At 39.9% G+C, this 21,622-nt stretch carries 16 protein-coding genes; 4 read left to right on the forward strand and 12 right to left on the reverse strand.

Annotated elements, in window-relative coordinates; genetic code table 11:
- Positions 1-37 precede the first annotated feature (37 nt).
- From M2132_RS05070 to M2132_RS05125, 12 genes are all read right to left on the reverse strand, one after another.
- Positions 38-5,836 (reverse strand): tape measure protein, encoded by a 5,799-nt coding sequence (locus M2132_RS05070; RefSeq protein WP_280671983.1) that lies wholly within the window; start codon positions 5,834-5,836, stop codon positions 38-40.
- Positions 5,823-6,035, reverse strand: coding sequence for a hypothetical protein (locus tag M2132_RS05075; protein WP_280671985.1), 213 nt, complete (start codon positions 6,033-6,035; stop codon positions 5,823-5,825). The genes M2132_RS05070 and M2132_RS05075 overlap by 14 nt, the downstream gene beginning before the upstream one ends.
- 11 nt (positions 6,036-6,046) lie before the next feature.
- Positions 6,047-6,511, reverse strand: coding sequence for a hypothetical protein (locus M2132_RS05080; RefSeq protein ID WP_280671986.1), 465 nt, complete (start codon positions 6,509-6,511; stop codon positions 6,047-6,049).
- 75 nt (positions 6,512-6,586) lie between these two features.
- Complete coding sequence (locus M2132_RS05085; protein WP_280671988.1) at positions 6,587-7,129, reverse strand: hypothetical protein; 543 nt, start codon at positions 7,127-7,129, stop codon at positions 6,587-6,589.
- Positions 7,130-7,229: 100 nt separating this feature from the next.
- A complete protein-coding gene (locus M2132_RS05090; protein WP_280671990.1) occupies positions 7,230-7,631 on the reverse strand; it encodes a hypothetical protein in 402 nt (133 codons plus the stop codon).
- A complete protein-coding gene (locus M2132_RS05095; protein WP_280671992.1) occupies positions 7,631-8,116 on the reverse strand; it encodes a hypothetical protein in 486 nt (161 codons plus the stop codon). Before M2132_RS05095 ends, M2132_RS05090 begins: the two co-directional genes overlap by 1 nt.
- Positions 8,116-8,445, reverse strand: a complete 330-nt coding sequence (locus M2132_RS05100; RefSeq protein WP_280671994.1) for a hypothetical protein — start codon at positions 8,443-8,445, stop codon at positions 8,116-8,118. Before M2132_RS05100 ends, M2132_RS05095 begins: the two co-directional genes overlap by 1 nt.
- A gap of 1 nt (position 8,446) precedes the next feature.
- On the reverse strand, positions 8,447-8,809 hold the full coding sequence (locus M2132_RS05105; protein WP_280671996.1) for a hypothetical protein: 363 nt from the start codon (positions 8,807-8,809) through the stop codon (positions 8,447-8,449).
- Positions 8,806-9,276: a hypothetical protein gene (locus tag M2132_RS05110; RefSeq protein ID WP_280671999.1), complete on the reverse strand. Its 471-nt coding sequence runs from the start codon at positions 9,274-9,276 to the stop codon at positions 8,806-8,808. Before M2132_RS05110 ends, M2132_RS05105 begins: the two co-directional genes overlap by 4 nt.
- Positions 9,273-10,370: a major capsid protein gene (locus M2132_RS05115; protein ID WP_280672000.1), complete on the reverse strand. Its 1,098-nt coding sequence runs from the start codon at positions 10,368-10,370 to the stop codon at positions 9,273-9,275. Before M2132_RS05115 ends, M2132_RS05110 begins: the two co-directional genes overlap by 4 nt.
- A gap of 4 nt (positions 10,371-10,374) precedes the next feature.
- A complete protein-coding gene (locus M2132_RS05120) occupies positions 10,375-10,776 on the reverse strand; it encodes a hypothetical protein (RefSeq protein WP_280672001.1) in 402 nt (133 codons plus the stop codon).
- 15 nt (positions 10,777-10,791) lie between these two features.
- Positions 10,792-11,436: a hypothetical protein gene (locus M2132_RS05125; RefSeq protein WP_280672003.1), complete on the reverse strand. Its 645-nt coding sequence runs from the start codon at positions 11,434-11,436 to the stop codon at positions 10,792-10,794.
- Between the two features lie 134 nt (positions 11,437-11,570).
- Between M2132_RS05125 and M2132_RS05130 the strand changes: the two genes are divergently transcribed.
- Genes M2132_RS05130 through M2132_RS05145 form a run of 4 tightly spaced genes read left to right on the forward strand, consistent with a single transcriptional unit; the run spans position 11,571 to position 21,621 of the window.
- On the forward strand, positions 11,571-13,169 hold the full coding sequence (locus tag M2132_RS05130) for a terminase large subunit domain-containing protein (RefSeq protein ID WP_280672005.1): 1,599 nt from the start codon (positions 11,571-11,573) through the stop codon (positions 13,167-13,169).
- A 1-nt stretch (position 13,170) separates the two neighbouring features.
- A complete protein-coding gene (locus M2132_RS05135; protein ID WP_280672007.1) occupies positions 13,171-14,670 on the forward strand; it encodes a phage portal protein in 1,500 nt (499 codons plus the stop codon).
- Positions 14,648-15,418, forward strand: coding sequence for a hypothetical protein (locus M2132_RS05140; RefSeq protein ID WP_280672008.1), 771 nt, complete (start codon positions 14,648-14,650; stop codon positions 15,416-15,418). Before M2132_RS05135 ends, M2132_RS05140 begins: the two co-directional genes overlap by 23 nt.
- 32 nt (positions 15,419-15,450) lie before the next feature.
- A complete protein-coding gene (locus M2132_RS05145) occupies positions 15,451-21,621 on the forward strand; it encodes a hypothetical protein (RefSeq protein ID WP_280672009.1) in 6,171 nt (2,056 codons plus the stop codon).
- Position 21,622: the final 1 nt, after the last annotated feature.

Genomic DNA, 21,622 nt, shown 5'->3' on the forward strand with positions numbered 1-21,622 from the left:
TTTATAGTTAAATGGGTAACAAAAGGGTCTGTGACCCTCATTTTATATAAACTCTTATTCCGGCACCATTATCTCCATTAGACTGCGCTATGACCGACCTCAATGCGTTGTTCATAGAGACAGTGGCAGAACTCATTGTTGCAACTTCCGTTAGTATTTGCGACTGTATTAGTTGCGAGGCTTGCAATACTGACAATTGATTTTCACTATTAATCATTATCGATATGGTAACATCTCTTATGGTATTCAAGTAAGCCTCGATAATCTGAGCCGTATCTTCCGTTAGTCCCTGTATTCCTTTCGACAAGCCTGATAATTCTCCCGAGTTGGTAAGAGCATCGAATATCTCTTTCCATCCTCCTGAGTTGAAGATATCCATCACATCCTCGGATATATCTCCGGCCATACCGATGAGTTCCTTAACCTGTTCGGGAGTAAATCTTTTGTAAGTAGCATTCCCCTGGTCATCGATGCCCAACATCTCATTCATTCTCTTGAACAGAGGGGCAAGTGCACTCTCGACAACAGTTTTCTGGAACTGTTTGGATATGGTTTGTTTGAGATTGTTTTTTATGGATTTGAACATAGCTTCTTGAGCATCATCTCCGGCTTCAAAGGCTTCGACTAACGCATTAGTCATTTCATTAGCCATATCCTTGATACTACCAGTGAGGCTTTCGGTAATCTCTGTTATAATATCCTCTATCTCATAACCTAATTGGCGATACTCTTCTTCCCAATTCTTGATTTTATTTTTGTCGGTTTTCTTTTTATCCTTCTCCGATTTTATCTGACCTTGAATAAGTTGTTGTTGCCTTTTTAGCTCAGCTATTTGTAGTTTTTTCGTGTCATACTCGGCATTGCCGAGAGCTTTTGCGGCTGCTCTGCCTAGTTGTTCGTATGCTATTTTAGAAGCATCAATGGCTTCTTGTAAGCGGCGTATTTGTTTCTCATGCTTACGGTCACTCAAAGATGTAATGGAAGAGATAACACCAGCAATACCCTTTACGCCTTGTGATAATCCTCCAATAATATCTCCTGACGCTATTCGAGCTACACCTGATGCAGTATCACCTAAACCACCAACAATACCAACAATGTCATTAAGAGTATCAGTTGTGTCTTCATCTGCTCCGAGAGCTTCAAAAAGGGAGATAAAAGAATTAGCAAGATCAGTAACTTGTTTAGTCACATTATCTATTCCTGCGGCCATTTTAGACCACGTTGTAGCATTCTGCGCATCTAAGTTTTTCAGCTTATCTTCTGTCTCCTCAATTTTTGAATTTAGTTTATCTATATCTTCCGGGTTATCTGTTTTATCTCTTTCAGCTTTCAATAGCGATAACTCGTCATTCAGTTTACCTTTGAGGAGAGAGTTTTCTTGAAGTTCTTTTATGCTGTCTATGAGTATCTTAAACGGATTCTTTGAGCGCAATTCTTTTTCACTAGCCAACACTTTCTTGGTGAAGGATGCTATTTGTTGTTCTGTGGTCTTAAACTCTTTTCCGTCAATGCGTATAGAAAATGTCCCATCCATATTTCGCTTAGCCTCCGCTAAGGCTGTTTTCCATTTTTGAATGAGATAGTTTAACTCTTTTTCCGACATTTCAGATATGTTGCCAAACATCCTTTGGTATGCATCAGTCATTTGAATGGCGGTAGCAGTAACAGCCGCTAATTCTTCGGCTTTTGCTGTTTCCGCATTGGCTACCATACCCGCATACACTTCCGCAGATACTTTACTTTTCTGGGTTTCCAGATCCTTAAATATCTGAGTGTATTTATAGTTTATACCATCTATTTTTTGTTGAGTAGTTTGGAATTTATCCAACATCTCTAAGAATGAGTTTTTAGCTTCCTGACCAAATCTCTTTTTAAAAGTTTTTCCAGCATCAGAACCCCAATTGCTGCTAGCATCGGATAATTTAGCAGAAACATCATCTTGAAAATTATCAAATTCAATAGGAATGTCACCATATATTTGTTTTACAAACGATTCGGAAACTTCTTTACTTACACCTTTCTGCATATACATATCGCGAAGTGCATAAGCTTCTTTCTTGAGATCGAAAAGATCATTTAGGTCTTGCCATTGTTTTTTGAGCGCCTCTATTTCTTCTTCCGATTGAGTACCTCCAATTTCTTTATTGACACTGTTCCATAAAGCAACATCTTTCTTAGAAGTTCCTTTTGAAAGTTTGTCCGATATAGATTGGTAATAGGCTAATTCATTTGATGCATATTTTATATCGATACCCAAACCTTTGAATTGAGCGGCAAAGTTTTCTTCGACTTTAGCCTTAGCATTAGACTCATCCAACACATCCAGATATTTCTTGTAAGCACCGTTAGCTTCTTTTACCAACGCTATTTCAGCTTTGTATTTGGCTAATCGGGCATCCTCTGCCGCTTTTCCTGCTTTTCCTGCTTTTTGGGAAGATTTAGGATCCAAGTTCACGCCTAGCTCCCCCGCTACTTTTTTGAGAGCCTCAACTCTGTCTTTAGCATCCTTAACAATTTCATCACTTTTGGTCGGGTCCGCTAAAATTTCCTTGAGCGACTTGTAAGCATCCTGCATACTCTTAGCATCCGTGAAAGCACTAAAAGGAGAGAAATACTTGCTGTCATAACCCAATGTTTTCTTTACCGCATCTCTTATTTTAGACGAAGTAACCTCTACCCGTTTTAATTCAGCATCATATTCGGATAGTTTATAATTATTATAATTCTTAGATAGTGCTTTTAATTTTTTATACGAATCTGCCCGAGCTTGGTTTATTTTTTCAGCAGCTATATTTTCATTTTTCTCACTATTTCTTATCTGGTTCTCTCGGTCTTCGAGATTTTTTTTAATCTTTTTCTCAGCTTCGTTGAAATCGTCTAACAGTTGTTTAGGAGATCGCGCATCACCTGGTATAGACTTCATCATCGTGGAAGAACCAAACACAGCATCATTAACTTTAGATGCACGTTCCATCTCAGTATTGTATTGTTTTACGGCAACAACATAATCTGTTAACTCCTTTGCATTCCATGATAGATAAACCTGCTGTTCTTTTGACAATCCGTATTCTCGTGATACTTCGTTTGTTACTTTAAGGACCTCTTTTTTAAAATCACTATACCCATGTTTCAAAAAATTAAAGTCAGCCGAAGATTGAACTCTACTAGCTATTTGATCTGCCAAATTCTTAATATGCTCTTCTTCGATACCGCCTTTCTGATTTACTCCTCTGTTAAGAGTTTTTGGATTTGGTAGTTTAGATAGTAGCACAGCATAAGCTTCATTACGATCTTTTCCTTTTGAATCTTCAATGGCTGTCATAGCTTTTTCCATAGCCGACATTTTCATCTTTTTTTGGATGGATGCCGCAGCATACTGGGCTTGTTCTGCTATGTATGTATACCCTTCAGCTTCAACACGCATTTTATCGTAGTACTCCCCGAATTGAGATAAAAGTTTATCTTTCGTTTCTTTATATTCGATAGTCCCTTTTGTTGTTTTATCCAACTTTTCAATCAGCTCATCATGTGCTTTGATAAGAGATTCCATCTCCTTAACTCCACCTTCAGCAATCGTTGTTAATTCTTTTTTCAGCCGTTGCGATTCTCTGTAAGTGTTGTATATAGCAATTCCAATACCGACTATTGCTGCTGTTAATAACATAGGACCGTTGGTAGCCCATAAGTTTTTGAGTTGTGCGCCAAAACCTCTAGCCGCAATTCCCATCCTCGTAAAAGCACCAGTAATACCTGTTTGGGAAGCAATGAATTTCTTCATCGCAGCATCGCTACCTCTGTGCCAAAGCATTGTTTTAGCGATCAAGGCATCCATACTTCCTCCAGTAGCCATGATACCGAGACGGTAAACCCCAAAAGCTGTTATTAGGCTTTCTAATATACCAAGGATGGCTCTCCAGTTTTCGGTCATAGTAGTTAGACCTTCAGCCATACCTTTTAGGAAGCCTTCATTATCCTGTCCGATGCTATTGTACATTACATCAATAGCATCCTGTAAGTTCTTCCATTTTGCACCTAAAGTCTCGGCTTGCTTCTCCTGCATATTGAAGAAAACACCTCCGGCATCGGTCATCTCGAACAATACATCGCGTACCATTTCGAAAGGAACTAGCCTATTGGAAATCTTATCGAATACCTCATTCGTAGATACAACACGCCCTTCCAAATTAGTAAATTGATCTGCTAAAGCTTCTATCAAGGGAATCCCTGCTTCCGTAAATTGACGGACCTCCTGACCACGAAGTACAGAAGCCGCTCTCACCTGTCCGTAAGCTAATATAAGTCTACCCATATCTACTCCTAGTCCCGAAGATATGTCTGCTAACCTTTTTGTTGTATTAAATAGCTGATCTGTCTCAATCCTATAGGCTGCCAACCCCTTCACGTAAGAGTTCAACTGCATGATTGAGAAAGGTGATTTCAACCCTAAATCAACGACTTGAGAGAACAATTTATCAGCTTGATCTTTACTTTGAAGTATAACCTGTAAGGCTACTTGCTGTTTTTCAAACTCTCCGCGTATTTCAATCAGTTTGTTCGCGAACTGTTGCATTTTTTCAAGACTGAAATATGCCAGAGCTTTAGAAGTCAGATTGTCTACAAGACTAGCTTGAGATGCGTAAGTCTCATTTATCTGTTTATTGACACCTAATCTTTGTTGCTGAAGCCTTAACAGATCGGCTTCGGCTTTATTAAGCGAATTGAGTTGCGAAATTCCGTTTGGATTATTGACATTTATTTCACCTCTTAATCTGCGTATTTCATTCAATTTTTCCGTTATTTGGTTAAGGGTATTTGTACCCATACCCATAACTTCAGCGAATGAACGGTTGACTTTAGGTGGATTATTTATGTCGGAAAGCAGCTTCTTAAGACGCTCAATTTCTTTCGTTGCGTCACTGAAATCGGAAGAACTAATAGGAGCTTTTATTTTCAAAGCCTCAATCTCTCTCAGCTTTCTTTTGATTTCCTCAATAGATTGCTCGGGTAAAGAGAAGGCTTGTTGTAGATTAAGCTGACCGATAGAAGCAAGCTTATCTCGCAATCCGGTTATTGCTTTTTCAGCATCTATAAACGATTGCGAGTTGATTGGGGCAAAATCCTTTACTTCTCTAAGGGCTTTTATTTTAGCCTCTATTTCTTTAATTGAATTCTCGGGTAGTTGAAAAGGATTTACTTGTTGAGTTTGAAATAGAGAGGATATGTCACCTTTCAATTTATTTATAAGGTCACTCACCCTCGTTATTTCTGCCGGATTGCTTAAGGGAATATTTAGTTTATATTGCTCTAGTGATTTTATTTTGGATTTGAGATCGCCAATAGTGCTTTCGGCCATCTTGTTTATATCAGCCCAAGATTTATTAAATACGGAAGACAAATTTTTACCAGCCTTATTTAGTTCAGACTGTACCGATGAAAACTCCTGAACTAATCTGGAAGTATCAGCTCCTTTAGGTAAATTCTTATATTGTGTTTCAAGTTCTTTTAGTTTTTGGATAAGGGTATCTATGTATCCTAATTGGGCAGTAGTGTTAGTCCCCCCACTTCCATTTGTAGCATTACTAAGTAAGGATGCAGCGTTACTGATGGTATTTTTGAAACTATCGTCCAAAGTCACCTTCAGTTTGAAATCCTCTGCCATCAAAGCCTGTTTTATTGCTCCAATCAGTTGGTTGGAATCTACACGAGTAGATATATCAGCTACAGTGCTTATACCAGATAGCTGTTTCTCAACGTTCCTAATTGTATCCGGAAGTTGAGATATGTCTATATTTAGTGAGTAGGATAAAGATCCTAAATCGTTATTTGTGGCCATCCTTATTTAATATTTGTGCCATTGACATAGCTGTAGGCTGATTATCCCTGTTTTGAATTGCGACTTCTTCTATTTCTTCTTTTGTGTGGTCGGTCAATTTCTTACCATATAATACTTTTGGAGCATCCAACATCATTAAAGAAATCAGAGCACAAGGCATATTCATATAATCTTTTCTTGAAACATGGTACTTTTCCATGAAGGAAGCCATTAATCCGGCTTCGGTTCTGCTGGGGAAGTTGAAACTTCCTCCGGAGTCTGCTTTCTCATCAATGAGTTTATCCTCTCTGCTGTCTCGATATTGAGCAAAAAAAAACCTGCATCCATTCGATCAATAACTGCTGACAATAGTTGTGAGTATTCTTCTTCCGACAAGCGATGAAATAATATTCGCCAATGTATCCAGTGAAAAAAGAGTATCAGCCAATAATTATTTAATAGCCCAAGGGATAATACTTTGGCTTGTTCTTTCTGATAGAATCTCATAGCTCCAACAGTAGCAGCTAAATTAGGATTAGCTCTTTTTTGAGACACCAGATGAAAGGAAATACGCCAATTGGTATACTTTTTCATTGGTTTGAATCGGTAGGTATATTTGCCTATTTTCAAACCTATGGCTTTGTTCAACAGAAGAGCTCCCTGCTCATGTTGACTATCTATTGTAGATTCTTGCATATATTTTATTAAAAAAGGAAACAGGGAGCGGGAGTATGTCCCACCCCCTGTTTAGGTTTATTACTTGAAAGTCTATTACTTGCCGATCATCAGAACAGCTTTTTCTTCGAAGCCAGTACCCCCACCTGCATTTGCCGATACTTGGATATGGATGTTAAGAGTTTCAGTTTTAGTCGTATTACCTGTTATGTTAGCAACAAGTGATGCGTTCGTAAATACAATACCGTTACCACCAACTTTAGGCTTCAACCAAAACATTCCTTCTTTGACGAAAGCTTGTCCGGATAGACCTACTACATTGTCAAAAGTTGTACTCTGTTCTGCTCCTAACAGAAGTTTAGCCGAAGCAAGAGAAAGGTCAGGAATATCACCTTCGTACATAATTCCTCCGTTTTTCTCCCAGATTGTATATATAGGAATGTCCAACTCCTCTACATTTATATCTGTTTTGCTTGCTGCCTCATCAGTAATAGAACCGGTACCTACCAATACGACACCTAAATGCGTCCATACGGTAGTATCCGTTACCATCCCTCTATCAGCCCAGTAAATACCGGCTTGTCCGATGGATAAACCTAAGTTGGCCACTAATGACCCTGCGGGCTTGGTTAGATTCAAATCTGCCATTACTTATAAAATTTATTCGTTAATACTTTTTTGTGCGCAAGCCCATAAAAGAGTCTGCGACTCCTGTGCGATATGTTGAGGGTTTTTCCCTTTATTTTCTTGTTAGGGTTACCACATAAGCATTTATTGCTTTTATGTTATATCCGCTCTTATCCGGAAAACCGCTCTCACTAGAGAAGTCAAACAGATAATCATCGGTTTGATAAGGTAAGTGCTCCATTATGGCATCACCCATTTTCTTTAATGCAGGACTATTCTTAGTTCCGCCCTGTAAATCTTTTGCATACATGGCTATACGAACTACGCCTTTTCCATAAGCCTCCCAATCTTTCATTGCTGTGAGCATTGTCACAACAACAAATGTTTCCATTGGGTATTCTGCCGAGTCCGGGCGTTTACCAACAAACACCTTGTCCGACACACGTGCTACGTTCTGGCACAAGTCCCAAAGAGTGTCTTCAATTCGCTCAGTGCTGTAGTTTTTGTTTACCATTATGCCACTTCTTTAAAATATGTTCTCCAATTATCTTCTGTAAATGCCATAGCTTGTGTGAGTACCTCATGCAAATGGATGTTTTCAACATTTAAAGCATACCCCATTCCAGCTACAATCAGAAGCTTATAGCCATTGGAGAATAAGTCGATATTATTGTTCATCACTTGTAATGCAGCCTGTGCTCCATAAGGGAATTCGGAAACATTAGTAACCCGATGTCCGTAATGCCATTCATATTGCTTGCTATCCAAAGTTTCCCAGAATACCAAAGAACCATTTTTGAAAATACCGTATCCCATAGAATCTTGAAGGTTTCCGGTATAATCCTCCCATTTTCTGTTGCGGACAGCGTAACCGAGACTCGCCTGACCAATTTGCTTGTAAGCATTCAGTATTAAGCTTTCGGTCATCTGATTCACTTTCGTGATACTGGCCTCAACGACCGCCTTATTTTTAGGAGAAGAACTAAAACTAATCTTCATCAGTTATCAATTTCTTTAACCCATATTCTGTTCCCGAGCATCATACTAGGTTCGTATTGCCTAACTATACCTGTTCTTTTGTCTATGTCGCTGTACTGTAATTCGATTTTAGACCCTTTTTGTATTTTAGGCATCCGTATAATCGGTATATAGACAATATAGTCTGCATCAATAGCATAGTTTGAATCCGTAGGCTTTCCCGCAGCTTGTATGTCACATATCGTTTCTACAATAACCTTCTCATCGGGAACTCTTTGGCTCGGTGGTAGGGTTTCATCAACTATTGAATCGAATACTTTACAACTATGTGGAAATTCTACAAAGTCCATATCATCTTCTTTTCCATCTACTCGATGCGTTGGTTATTTTCACTAAAGATCCCGGATCATATTTAGGGTCTCCATATTTCTTATAAATAGCCATTGCCGCTTTAAACCAATCATCTCGGTAGGTGAAAGTTTCGCTTTTGGTTGTATGGGAAAATCCTCCGTGTGCTTTCTTTTCACCTCCGGATGACGATGGCTTTGTTATACCATACATAAGAAGATCAGCATATATAAGATCCCTTTGCTTTTGAGTTAAGTCGGAGGCTATCATCTCCCCATCTATTCCGCGAGCAAATAGGATGGCATCCGAAGCTTTTTGAGGAACTTCGAATGCAACTAATCCTTCTATGTAATCAATTACGGTCATTTTTTACCTTTGGCTTCTTCTTTTGCAACAAGAGCTGCTTCCCTAGATTCAAGATCGGATTGCTGTGACTCTAATGCACTTTTAAGATTTTCCAACTCCTCAGCTTGGGAATCCATTTCGGCTTTTTTAGAGCTAAAAGCTGACTCCTTAGACTCCAATTCTGTTTCTCTTTGAGATAACTTGGTTTCTGTATTGACTGCTTCTTTTTCGCGCTCAATTAGCTTTGCTTCTTGATCTTTAAGTTGGTTCGCCCAACCTTCGAGACCTTTTCTGGCCTCAATCAGTTCTGCTTCTCTTGAAGAGATATCTTCGTCTCCCTTCTTTGCAGATTTACCCTCAGCTTGAACCAAACCAGACTTGATCAATTCTTTAGCCCTTTTATCAGGAAATTCATAACTTTCTCCCTCGACATACGATTTAGTGAAATTGTCAATGTCCCTAAAGTTTGTCAACGCTACTACCTTCATGCTTGAATTGTTTTAGTGTCGAGCGTATAAATACGGTCAACATTGGTTATTACTGGACAAACACGAGCTTGCGAAGCGGTCCATTCCGCAAAAGATGGTTTTATTGTGTGGTATTTCGATACCAAAATATACTCATCCGCAGTTTGATATGTAGCTGTTTTGATTTGTCCTTTTCGGTTAGCTTCAGCAAGCGATGCCCAAACCAAAGCCCCAACCTTCAAATCGGAAGTGAAGACAATTCGCCCTTCTGCCCAAGGTGTAATAGTAGAACGTACACCATTCTTCTCCAGCTTGATAGTCCTGTTCACCTCGGTAAAAGTGAAGCCCCACAAACTTTTGAATACAGTATTCGCCTGTTCAATAGTCGGTGTAGGTATATTGTTACCTACGAATCCTTTGTTGAATGCAAACTGTTCTTTGAATTGCTTCGATTTGATAAGATTTTGGAAAGCGTACCAATCACCGTAAGCGTATTCCAAAGTATTTCCGTCTTCGCGGCTTGCTTTAGTTTTGACACGGTTGATATCGTCCACCACTTTTGAATTGTCAGCATCTGACCATAACACGGCTACCCCAAATTGATTTTCAGGAAGATATCCGTAGTCAAGACGGATTCCTGTTCCCACATTCTTGTTGTCGTCTTGTACTGTTATCCCTGTCGATAATCCTTCGAGGAACATCAACTCCAAACGCTCCAAAATACCATCGATTACACGAGGTACATCGGCTAATATTTTGGCAATGATTTCGTTTATAGGTGTCTTCAGAGCGATAAGTGTGTCGATCTCGGTCATTTGCTCTTCGTTCAACCACAATTCCATACCCATTTTAGGTATTTTCCCTGTAGCTCTTTCGAGAGAATCCCTTTTCTTCAAAGGAAGACTGGAATCCATTGCTACTACATCAGCCGCAACGCGGTTGTAATTACCTATAACAGATGCCCATCTGCCATCTACAGAGAACTTCTTATCAAGAAGAATTCTGTGTAGATAAGTAAGGGCAGTTTGATTCTTGCCATTGAGTTTTTCAATATGTCGAAGAACCAACGCCGGAAAATGGGAAATAATGTATTCTAAAAATAAAGATTGTTCCATAATGTTAGTCCTCCACAAATTTTATAAGATTCAACACTTCCTTCACATCGTCAAGGATGCTGGTCATGTCATAAGGTGCAGCCTTATAATTGACAGTTCCTCTTAGAAGAATTCCTACTCTCGGGTCCTTCGTTTCTTTGCTTTGGATCACAACTCCTGCATACTCGTGTCCTGCCGGAAGAGCAGCATAGTCGGTACCTGAAGCAGCTAAAGGCATGGGCTTGTATTCTTTAGTCGCTGTTTCCATTATAACCAAATGCCCTGCATTGATTACTGGTTTTGTAAAACCGGAAACATCGAGTGTACGCCCACCGCGCACTTCCTGAAAGACATCAACGATAACGACATTGTCATTACCTGTTATGATGGTCTGTTTAGAAGTTCCTGTTAATTCTGATATTGCCATTTTTATTATTTTTTTTTATGTCATTTTATCGAGAATTGCATCAATATCTTTCACATCCGGAGGAGGAGGTGTTCTGTCAGAACCCGGTATTTCGGTTGTTGCCTCCTGAAGACCAAAATTTGATGCTAATTCGTTATATTCCTGCAAAGCGTTTTTCGCAATATCTTCGACTGTACTTTCAGGAGTAATTTCGATGCGCCCGATTATTTTATCGCACAGTTCACTCTTAATCTTATACTGCGACATCAATTGCTTTTTTACATCCTGAGCGATAGCCGATCTCTTAGAAGAAGTTTCAAATCCGTTTATCTTCTCCATCAATGGTTTATTCGCTTCTGCAACGATTGCCGCGATATCCTTTGATGTTAAAGGCTTGTCTGGATCATTCTTTTCCTCCTTTTTGGGTTCTTCTGTTTTCCCATCTTCTTTTTTAGAAGGTTTTACCTTTTTCACAGCTTCGGAAATCTGATTATTAACATCCCCCTGAAACGTATTGAACATGGGGAGCATATCATTTACGAATGCTTCTAGCTTATCGTCTGTTATTCCTGCTGTAGTTGCAGCTTTAGCCATAGCATCAGCTACTTCTGAAAAGGTTCTCTCTGAAAATGTGCTGTTTTTTACAGCTTTTTCAAGTATGGGTAAGATTTTTTCTTTCATAAAAATTAGTTACTTCTGAAACAATTGTTTGTGCAAATATATAAGATTATTTTAATTCAGTGAATAAAAACACTAAAATAGTTGCAAAAGAAACTAATTTCTTTTTTCTTTGCTGTACAATATTTTAAGGTAACTTGAAGAAACATGAGTTCATAAATCGTTTTGAGGCTAATGTAGATATACCTGAAGCGAAGGATTACATAGCACCACAAGCAGGATTTCAGCAGAAAGTTTTAGCTTGTAATGCCGATGTCATCTTTAATGGAGGAGGTGCCGGTGCTGGTAAAACTTTTGGTAATCTGATGAAATTCATGTATGGTTTTGATGAACCAAACTACAGAGGAGTGGCTCTTCGAAATACACTAAAAGATACCAAATCGCAAGGAGGACTTGTAGATTCAGCCAAAGCTCTGTTTCCTGAAGCTTCGGGAACATGGAGAGAAACCGATCCTGCCGAATTCAGATGTGGAAGCGGAGCTACTATCCAATTCAACCACTTACAGAATCAAAATATGGAAGTGATTGAGCAGATATGGAAAGGGCGGCAGATTACAACTATATACATAGATGAAATTACAGGAATAGAGTTTCCTGTTTTTGCTTATCTGTTTTCACGTAACCGGACAGGGGGAAAATGTTCTGTACGACCACAATTTTTAGCTTCTTGCAACCCATCTTCTACTCATTGGATTCGTATTTGGCTCGATTGGTATATCGGAGACGATGGATTCATCAGACCAGACCGAGATGGTAAAATACGATACTTCTACATTACAGGGAAAACAGTAGAAAGTGTTGTTTGGGGTGATACAAAAGAAGAAGTATACGAACAATGCAAAGATGTCATCAAACCTATTGTTGACAGGATGAGAAAGAAAACAGGGCTAATAATTGACCCGATGAATTTCATCAAGTCCTTTACGTTCATCGAAGGTGTGTTAGCAGAGAATAAAGCTTTGATAGGTGGGGAAGACCAGTCCTATTTCGGTTCATTGACAACTACCGGAGACACTATTACATCTCAACTATTATTAGGTAACTGGAATGTAGCTTCCAGTGAGGATGATGAGCTGGTGTCAGTTGCCGACATGGACGCTGTATTGGATAATATGGAGCGGCAAGTGAATGACCGCAAGTGCATGACCATAGATGCTGCACTCAAAGGTGACGATGCTATGGTGATATATGTATGGCAAGGATTTCATTTGATAGATATAGAGGTAATACCCCAATGCGAATCTAATGTAGCTATTGCAATCATCAATCGGTTAAAGCGTAAACACAGTATACCCGACAAGATGATTGTGTATGACGATAATGGCTCCGGATCATATTTATCAGGATTCTTCAGAGGAGCTTACGAGTTCCTGAATAATGGGAAAGTAGAAAATTCCGAAAACTATAAGAACCTGAAAAGCCAATGTGCAGACAAATGGGCTAATCGCATAAAAGAAAAGGGATACTCTTTTAATCAAGCCCTACTCAATAAAAATTATAAAGTAAAAAAAGTAAAAGAGATAAAGACGCTAAAATCTCATTTGAAACAGGAGCGTAGAGCGTTTCGTTGGGAAGAAGATGGTACAGATGGGAAAAAAGCTTTGATAAAGAAATCAGAGATGAAAACCCTGATAAATAAATCTCCAGACTTTACTGAGGCTTGGATAATGAGGGAGGCTTTAGAACTAAGAAAGCCGCATATAATAAAAAATAAACATCGATTACGCTATATATAATATGGGACGTACAAAAGAGGAGTTGTTAGGCAATCCACAGAAGATTCTTATTAAGAAGCCTTTTACCAGAGGAGTTACACCTTATGTATCTCCTCTCTGCGGATTTACAGATGTAGCAACCATAGCCACTTTACCAAGGCGAAGGGAATATGTCGTATCCCAAGATACATTTCTGGATGAATTGGATCCATATTCTCATGCGATACATAGCCGTTTTGTATTAGATGACAAAAAGGTGCTGATAACTTACAAAGAGGATATAGTAAACGAAGACGGAGATGTTGTAGAAGTAGAAAGAGAGAGAGAAGATACAATTCCTGTAACTCGCATGGCTTTTCCTTTCCAAGAAGTTATCGCTACAAAGCAGAAAGTACACCTGACAGGGAATGATCTCCAACTGACTCTCGCAAACGAAACCCAAACAACAGAGGATAAAAAATACTTTACTACACTGAAGCAATTTTACATATCAAAAAATATGGATATTGCTTTATCAGAAAATGTCGAAAACCAACTGACAACAGGAGACACAGCCCTGCTACAATTCTTTAACAAAAGGGGAGAGCTTGATTGGAAAGTTTATTCGTGGAAAGACGGATATTGCTTATTGCCTCATTACGATGAATATGACGAGTTGATCCTTTTCGGTATATACTATTCGGATATTGATGGTGACAGCTCTTCTGAATTTTTAGATGTCTGGGATGATACGCTAAAATACAGGTACAAAAAAGATGGGTATGAGTTTAAACTGATTGCTAATCCTAAACCTCACGGATTTAAAGAAATTCCTATTGCCTACAAAAGAGGGGATGTCGCTTGGAATAAAGTTCAAAAACCCATTGAAGATTTTGAGCTTCATGCTTCACTCTGGGCGGAAAGCGTCCGCTATTATGGAGACCCCCTTCTTTTCTTGAAAGGGTCTGTCGATATTCTACCGGGTAGGGATGAGCGAGGCAAGGTGTTAGCAGGGGAAGATGGTGATGCCGATGGAAAACTATTACAGGCAAACGAATCGAAAAATGTTACGAACCTCATGGATTTCATGCTTAAAGAGATATTCAGAGGAAGCCATACTATTTCATTTTCACCGGAAACCGTTAAAACGAGTGGAGACTTACCAGGTATAACTGTGAAATTGCTGTTTAGCTCCGCTGTAGAGAAAGCTATATCCGAAGCAAAAAAATGGGACGGTTTTATTGACAGGATGTTGCGCTTGTTCATTTATGGGATTGGGATAGAGTCTAAGAGTTCAGCACAATTGGGACGACTTAAGGTTTTTGGAAAAATAATTCCATACATACCTCAAAATGATACAGAAATAATATCGAATATAAACAATAGTAAATCACAAGGTACTATATCGGTAGAAACCGCCACCGACATACATCCGTATGCTGCTGCTGACGAAAACAAGCGTGTAGCTGTTGAAACCGAAAAAGAAAACAGTGATAATCAAAACTCTAAAACTGAAACTGATGACAACACTAAAGTTTTATAAAGGAGAATCGCTGAATATTAAGTTTGCTGCTTATGATAATAAGACTCCGGCAGAGCTATTGGATATTAGTGGATATACTAAAACAGTAGAATTATTTACTCCTTATTCTGGGAAAATAATACCCACAATATCGGATATAGATAAGAATACCTTCCAAATAGATCTATCTGCTGATCAGACCAGAAACCTTAATGCCGGAGCTTTTAACATAGTGGTAAAGCTATCAAAGGGAAGCGAGGTAAAGATTGGAAAGAGTATTCCTTGCCAACTTTTGGATCCATATATCGATTGTGGACCCGAAGGGCTTTCTATGGATAATGGAATTGCTAAAGTCGAGATGAAGATAGATGCAGGAACGATCAATTTCGATATGTTCTTTGGGTCTACAAATATAACTATTGGCGGAACTGAGGCAGATGAATACATCAAAGAAGCGGTAAAGGATAAAACAGATAGAAAAGAATTTTTTAATGTTTCCCAACTGAAGGATAAATATAACTACGCAAATAAAAAGGAAGCGCGTTTAGATACTCCGGATTATCTGAGAGCTTCGGGACAGGTAGTTATATATCAGCTATCGACAGGAGACTGGATTGCAGAACAATTTACCGGCAACAACATATCTGATTGGATCAATGATGATTATTGGGTAGCCTTTGGGTCTTCTTCCCGAGTATTTGACGGTGGGAGAGCTGATTCACGGTACGGAGGAGCTAGAACAATTGATTGTGGAAACGCACTAGGTTAGTATATAAAAGAATAATTAACAAATAATACATTATGGCGGACAGATTTCAGCATAGGCGGGACACTAAAGAGCGTTGGGCTCAAATCAACCCGATCCTTATGGAAGGAGAAGTTGGTTACGAATTAGATACGGACCAATATAAGCTTGGCGATGGCATTCGTTCTTGGAATGATTTGCCATACAGAGGGGATCCTTGCGTTCAGCAGGAAGGAACTTCCACTACTACCCCTATGTCCCAAGCGGCAATTACAGAAGCTTTGAAAAAGAGAGTACCGAAAACATCCTTTTTAAATGTATCGGCTGAAACAGGTAATTTTACATTCATTAACTCCGAACAAGCTAGGCTTGCGGTTCCTGCCGCATCAAGAGGTAGAGACCAGATATTAGTATACCAGACAAAGGAGAAGGTGATCGTAGAATACTGTACCATATCTAATGTTACGAATGACGATGCATGGAAGGCTGATTCTTCATGGGAGTCCGTAGGCTCGGGTGGTATACTCAACATCTCAGAGGAGACAAACAAATACGACTATGATAACGCTACCAGCGCGAGAGCAGCCGTACAAGATTCTGATAAAAAGCAGGGACAGCTCATCTTATATAAGTTAAAAACTGGTTGGGTGTACGATTTCTTTATCGGAGCCGATATCACTAATTGGAATGTTGATTCTAATTGGGTACAAATAGCTACGAGTGCCGATTTGCAAACACTTAACAAACTTGTAAACGACACAGTGAAGGACATCAATACGTCTATGACGAATTTAGACAAAGACCTTCGCGATGCTCTTAAAACCAGAGCCGATGGTGTACGCCTGACTGACGAAAATAAGCTACAACTGACTTCTGAGGGAACTGATGTCGGAGAAGCTATTGAACTGCCTTCGGGAATTCTAAATTTGTCTTACAAGGAAAATAAGGAATATACCAATTCTGAAACTGCCCGTAATACAGTTAAAACACCCGATCGAATCATAGGTCAAATCATCACCTATAAGTTAAACGATGGTGTTTGGTATTTGGACCAGTTTGTCGGTGAAACTATCGGTTCGTGGGGTAATAATGGCAGCTGGACACAGTATGCCCTGAAACGTGACCTTACACCGCTATTGCTTGATATTGAAGATTTGAAAATCAAATTCGATTCGGTGAATAGTGCTATTCTGGGTAAGATTGATGGTCTTGAGTCCGAAGACGTTGACGAAAATAACATGGCCATTATCGGCACATCTAACGGTGTGGAAGTCGGTCGTGTGATCATCCCCAAAGGTGGTGGCGGAACAGGTCCGTCAACAGGAGTCGTTATGAAGATGAAAGCTATCGGGGCTACTACTATTGTCGTTTCCAAAGGAGAAGATGCTATACTGAACTATAACTGGACGTCTGTCGATACTGAGGATGATTCCGAAACAGGCCCTGGTACCCTTACCATTCTTGTAAATAACTTTGCCGTAATGACGGATACGATAAATCAGGGTGATAATTCCATCAACCTGAAAGGTTATCTGAATGACGGCTCCAATATTGTGAGAATACGTGTTACCGACAGTTACAACAATTACCGTACACTGAACTACACTATACAGGTAGCTTCTTTGTTACTGACATCTACATTTGCAGATGATATTTTTTACGATAGGGAACCCGTTCAGTTCCGTTATGTTGTTCAAGGAACGGGAACCAAAACAATCCGGTTCTGGTTAAATGGTGCTGAAATAGCACCCGATGTAACGGATTCTACCAATAAGCAATTCACGAAGAATCTGACAGGACTTGTTCCGGGTACGAACTCTATCCGGGTTGTCGCCGAGAGTACCGTTGGCGGCTACAACCTGAAAAGTAATGAGATTTATTATGAGTTCATCAACACAAGTCAGGGGCTATCTCAGCCGGCTATTGTTATATCCTTCAACAAAACCAAAGTCCGCCAATTCGAGATTGTTGAGATTCCGTTCGTAATTTATGATCCGGATAATCAGAAAGCCCGTGTTGAGTTGTTAGTAAACAATGTGCTTGTTCAGACATTGGACGTTGAACGTACGCGCCAGATATGGTCCTATTTAGCACAAGAACAGGGGACTTTCCAACTGAGGATACAGTGTCGGGGAGTAATGAAAGCGGTTACCTTCGAAGTTGAAGCATCCGAATACGATATCATGGAAGAGGTTGGAAACTTGCAGTACAAAGGTTCTGCTATCGGCAAATCGAACTCCGCAGCAGACAGGGCTTCATGGAAATATGGAGACTACGATGCTATTTTCTCTGATTTTATGTGGACGGATGACGGATGGCATCGTGACGTAAACGGGAACAACCATTTGAGGCTCATTGGCGAGAGTAAAATAAACGTAGCTATAAAGCCTTTCGGTGTTGGTATTCTTCAGGAGGGCATGACCTTTACTGTGGAATTTGCTACGCAGGATGTAGTAGACCCCGAAGCTGTTATCATGAGTTGCTTTGCCGATGGTATTGGTATCGAGGTGAAGCCTAACTATATTCGCCTGAAATCGGCCCAAACGGAAATCACAGCCAATCTGGATAGTTCTACAAAAGTAAGCGTATCATTCGTTGTTCAGAGAACCAATCAAAACCGGTTGCTATTGTTGTACATTGATGGAATCATGTCGGGATCGATACAGTTCTCGTCAACGGACAACCTGTCACAGAGTAGTTCTCCCGGATTCTCAGTTGGTACAGGCGACAGAGCATGTATAACCATGCTATACACTATCAGATGGTATAACAACAGTTTGGATTTTAACCAGATATTCGGCAATTATATCTTTGATATTGAGAATTTCGATGAAAAAGTAGAAAAATATCAGTTCAATAATATATTGAACGATTTTGGAGAGATTGATTATACCAAGGCACTCGATTGGCTTCCTTGTTTAACTATTGTCGGCGATTTGCCTACTTTCAAGGGGGATAAGAAAAACTGCGATATGTTGTATGAGGACAAGAAGAATCCTTCTCTATCGTGGTCGGGAAAGAATATCCAAAATGACGTACAGGGTACTTCCTCACAAGCATATCCACGTAAGAACTACAAGTTCAAGTTTCAAGAGCCTATCACTATGACCGAGACGGGGCAAACATCACCTACTTATTCTATGTTGGGAACCCAAATACCGGCAAAGGTGTTCTGTATGAAAGCCGACTTTGCGGAATCGTCCGGTACACATAATACGGGTATGGCTGTTCTTGTGGACGAAGCTCTGCGGAAATTGAACTATACCATACCACCACAAGCCAATGATGAAAGGGTGCGTACAACCGTATTCGGTTATCCATGCCTTATCTTCCACAAGCAAAACGAATCCGATGCACCTACATTTTTAGGTAAATATAACTTCAATGATGACAAGTCGTCTACTCAGGTGTTCGGATTCCAGCCGGGCATGGAGTGTTGGGAGTTTTTGAATAATACCTCTAATATCTGCCTATTCAAAGGTGCGGATTGGACATCTACCATCGTAAACGGTAAGGGGGAGACTATTCCGGCATGGTTGAATGATTTGGAAGGTCGCTATCCTGACGGAAACGATAATGCCACCAACATAAAACCGTTGTGGTCGTGGGTTGCTTCCTGTATCGGAAATCCTACAAAGTTTAAGAGCGAATGTAAGAATCACTTTAATGAGAAGTGGCTTGTATTCTATTGCTTGGCAACAGAACTATTTGGGGCTATCGACCAACGGGCCAAAAACCAGATGTTAACCACTTATGGGGAGAAGAGCGCGTCGGGCGACTTGATCTGGTACTTTATTTTCTATGACAACGATACCATTATCGGTATCAACAATGAGGGACGTATGTCGTTCAACTATGATATCGAAACTAAGGATGAATATGGTAGTTCTCACGTTTGGAACGGTTGGAACTCAGAATTGTGGACATTGGTTGAAGCTGCTTATCAGGCAGAACTGGCAGAATTATATGCTGAACTCCGGATTAAGAATGCGATGTCTTTAGATGCCGCTTTGAAAATATTCCAGGACAGACAGTCTGAAAAATGGTGCGAAACCGTCTATAATCACGACGGACAATTCAAGTACATCGGCCCGTTGGTTGACGATGGAGATGACTCTTATCTGTATGCCTTACAGGGAAGCCGTTCGCGGCACCGTGTTTGGTGGTTAACGAATCGTTTCTACTATATGGACGGCAAATATTTCACAGGCGACTATCGGGCAAAATTTGCGCATATTCGTGTAAACACCCCGTCCGGTAATCTGGCGGTACCTGCTAAAGTGGAATTGAACATCCGTATCGGGATGCCTATGTATGTAAGAGCTTTGGTATCTTCTTATCAGCTAAGTGCTGGGCGTGGGAAAACGGGACAAACCTATAAGCTTACCCCTCCGAATATTCAGTACAACAATACCGAGGTGTTCATTTATGGTGCAAGAGGTATAAAATCGTTGGGAGATTTGTCGGGGGCTTATCCAGGCGAATCGGTAAACGTTGTAGAATGTGTCGCTCTCGAAGACCTTATATTGGGTAACACTGCTGTCGGATATGCAAACAACATTCTGAAAACGTTGTCGCTGGGAAATAACACCTTATTAAAGACTATCAATGTAGCCAACTGTAAGGTTTTGAACCAAGCGTTAGAGTTGGGACGTTGTTATTCACTGAAAACTGTCGAGGCCAGAGGTTCGGCCATTACCGGTGTAGCCCTGCCGGGTAAGGGAGTACTGGAAACGCTGAATCTCCCTGCTACTGTTACGGCTATTTATTTGAAAAACCAACCTAACCTTGTCAACTTCATTGTCGAAGGATATGCGAAGCTGAATACTATTGTCGTGGACAATACGCCTCATGTTGACGGCTATGCTTTAGTGAAACAAGCTGTTGAGACTACGGGTAATGTACTCGGAAAGGTTCGTATTACTAATATTAATGCCTACGATGAATCTTCTAAAACTATCACAGCATTGCTCGGTATGAGTGGAGAGGACGCTAATGGTAATACTACTTCGACTGCGGTAGTTACGGGTAAGATTCGTTTTGCTTCTATTTCTCAAGCAACGTTAGATAGAGTACGGGAGTTATTCCCTGAATTAACCGTAACGTATGACGTAGTTTTGGATGTGATAGAGTTTGAAGACGAGAGAATGAAACAGCTGGCTCTTACAAAATACGATTCTAACAAAGATGGTGAAATATCCGAAGACGAGGTGCAATTTACTAATATTCCAGCGGGATTCTTAACCAATTCGGGTGTAGTTAAATTTAATGAAGCCCGTTACTGGGGTGGCACAGGTACTATGATTAACAACTGTGATACCCTTACCGAAGTTAGTATTCAGGCTGGTAAAGCGGAATTAAATACATTGCCAGCCCTGAAAAAGCTGGGCATATATACAGATTCCGAAACTCTTGATACTGCTCCTAAATTTGGGTATAACACGGTGCAAAACTGTTATTCAATCGAACAATTCTTGCTTTCGGGGCGCTATGTTGAGACGGCTCGTAAAGGGATTATACTTGCTAAACAGATTATCAATTCCATTGAAGTATACAGGTTTGTACTGCCATTGAAAGGCTACTCGGCACTAAATATCGATGAACGATTTTATTCCCTTATAGATGATGCTCAAGAAGCAACATTCTCTTGGGGTAGTGATGTGAAATCTGTTACCTTAAAAGAATTGTATGATTCTTCATTTCCTGTTCTACCGAATCTGGAAACACTGATAATCAACGGTACTTCTCAGCTGAAAGGAAAGTTACACCTATTGGACGCCTTACCGGTACTTCAAAATCTGATTATAAACGATACATCAGGCAATAACTTCACCGAGTTAGTTATAGAAAATGGTGTGAGAAATATTGACCTCAGAAACATAAGGTGTAACAGTGTGTCGGGTTCTCGGTTATATATTGGTGGTAATCAAAGGGCTATACAACGAATTGACATGCCGGAAAGTTATAAACCTGCCGGAATACAGTTATCGACAATGAATAGTAAAGGACAATGGACTGGTAGTACTCCTTTTGCCGCGGATGCAGTTTTAGTAATCAGGTCAAGTACTTTGATTCCATTATCTATGTTACAGCAGCAAAACGGCTTAATCACTTCATCTGTATCTGTTTATGTTCCTGATGGACTGGTTAATGCTTATAAAGCTGCGGCAAACTGGTCGCAATTTGCATACTACAATAAAATTTTCCCACTTAGTAATTTAGGATAAT

Origin of the sequence: Dysgonomonas sp. PH5-45, from assembly GCF_029893235.1 — a bacterium.
Lineage (GTDB): Bacteria > Bacteroidota > Bacteroidia > Bacteroidales > Dysgonomonadaceae > UBA1309.

Coding starts and splice junctions, on each gene's coding strand:
- M2132_RS05140 (WP_280672008.1), top strand. CDS start 14,648: ATGACAACACTAAAGTTTTATAAAGGAGAATCGCTGAATATTAAGTTT.
- M2132_RS05115 (WP_280672000.1), bottom strand. CDS start 10,370: ATGGAACAATCTTTATTTTTAGAATACATTATTTCCCATTTTCCGGCG.
- M2132_RS05120 (WP_280672001.1), bottom strand. CDS start 10,776: ATGGCAATATCAGAATTAACAGGAACTTCTAAACAGACCATCATAACA.
- M2132_RS05105 (WP_280671996.1), bottom strand. CDS start 8,809: ATGACCGTAATTGATTACATAGAAGGATTAGTTGCATTCGAAGTTCCT.
- M2132_RS05125 (WP_280672003.1), bottom strand. CDS start 11,436: ATGAAAGAAAAAATCTTACCCATACTTGAAAAAGCTGTAAAAAACAGC.
- M2132_RS05095 (WP_280671992.1), bottom strand. CDS start 8,116: ATGAAGATTAGTTTTAGTTCTTCTCCTAAAAATAAGGCGGTCGTTGAG.
- M2132_RS05070 (WP_280671983.1), bottom strand. CDS start 5,836: ATGGCCACAAATAACGATTTAGGATCTTTATCCTACTCACTAAATATA.
- M2132_RS05090 (WP_280671990.1), bottom strand. CDS start 7,631: ATGGTAAACAAAAACTACAGCACTGAGCGAATTGAAGACACTCTTTGG.
- M2132_RS05145 (WP_280672009.1), top strand. CDS start 15,451: ATGGCGGACAGATTTCAGCATAGGCGGGACACTAAAGAGCGTTGGGCT.
- M2132_RS05075 (WP_280671985.1), bottom strand. CDS start 6,035: ATGGAAAAGTACCATGTTTCAAGAAAAGATTATATGAATATGCCTTGT.
- M2132_RS05135 (WP_280672007.1), top strand. CDS start 13,171: ATGGGACGTACAAAAGAGGAGTTGTTAGGCAATCCACAGAAGATTCTT.
- M2132_RS05110 (WP_280671999.1), bottom strand. CDS start 9,276: ATGAAGGTAGTAGCGTTGACAAACTTTAGGGACATTGACAATTTCACT.
- M2132_RS05080 (WP_280671986.1), bottom strand. CDS start 6,511: ATGCAAGAATCTACAATAGATAGTCAACATGAGCAGGGAGCTCTTCTG.
- M2132_RS05100 (WP_280671994.1), bottom strand. CDS start 8,445: ATGGACTTTGTAGAATTTCCACATAGTTGTAAAGTATTCGATTCAATA.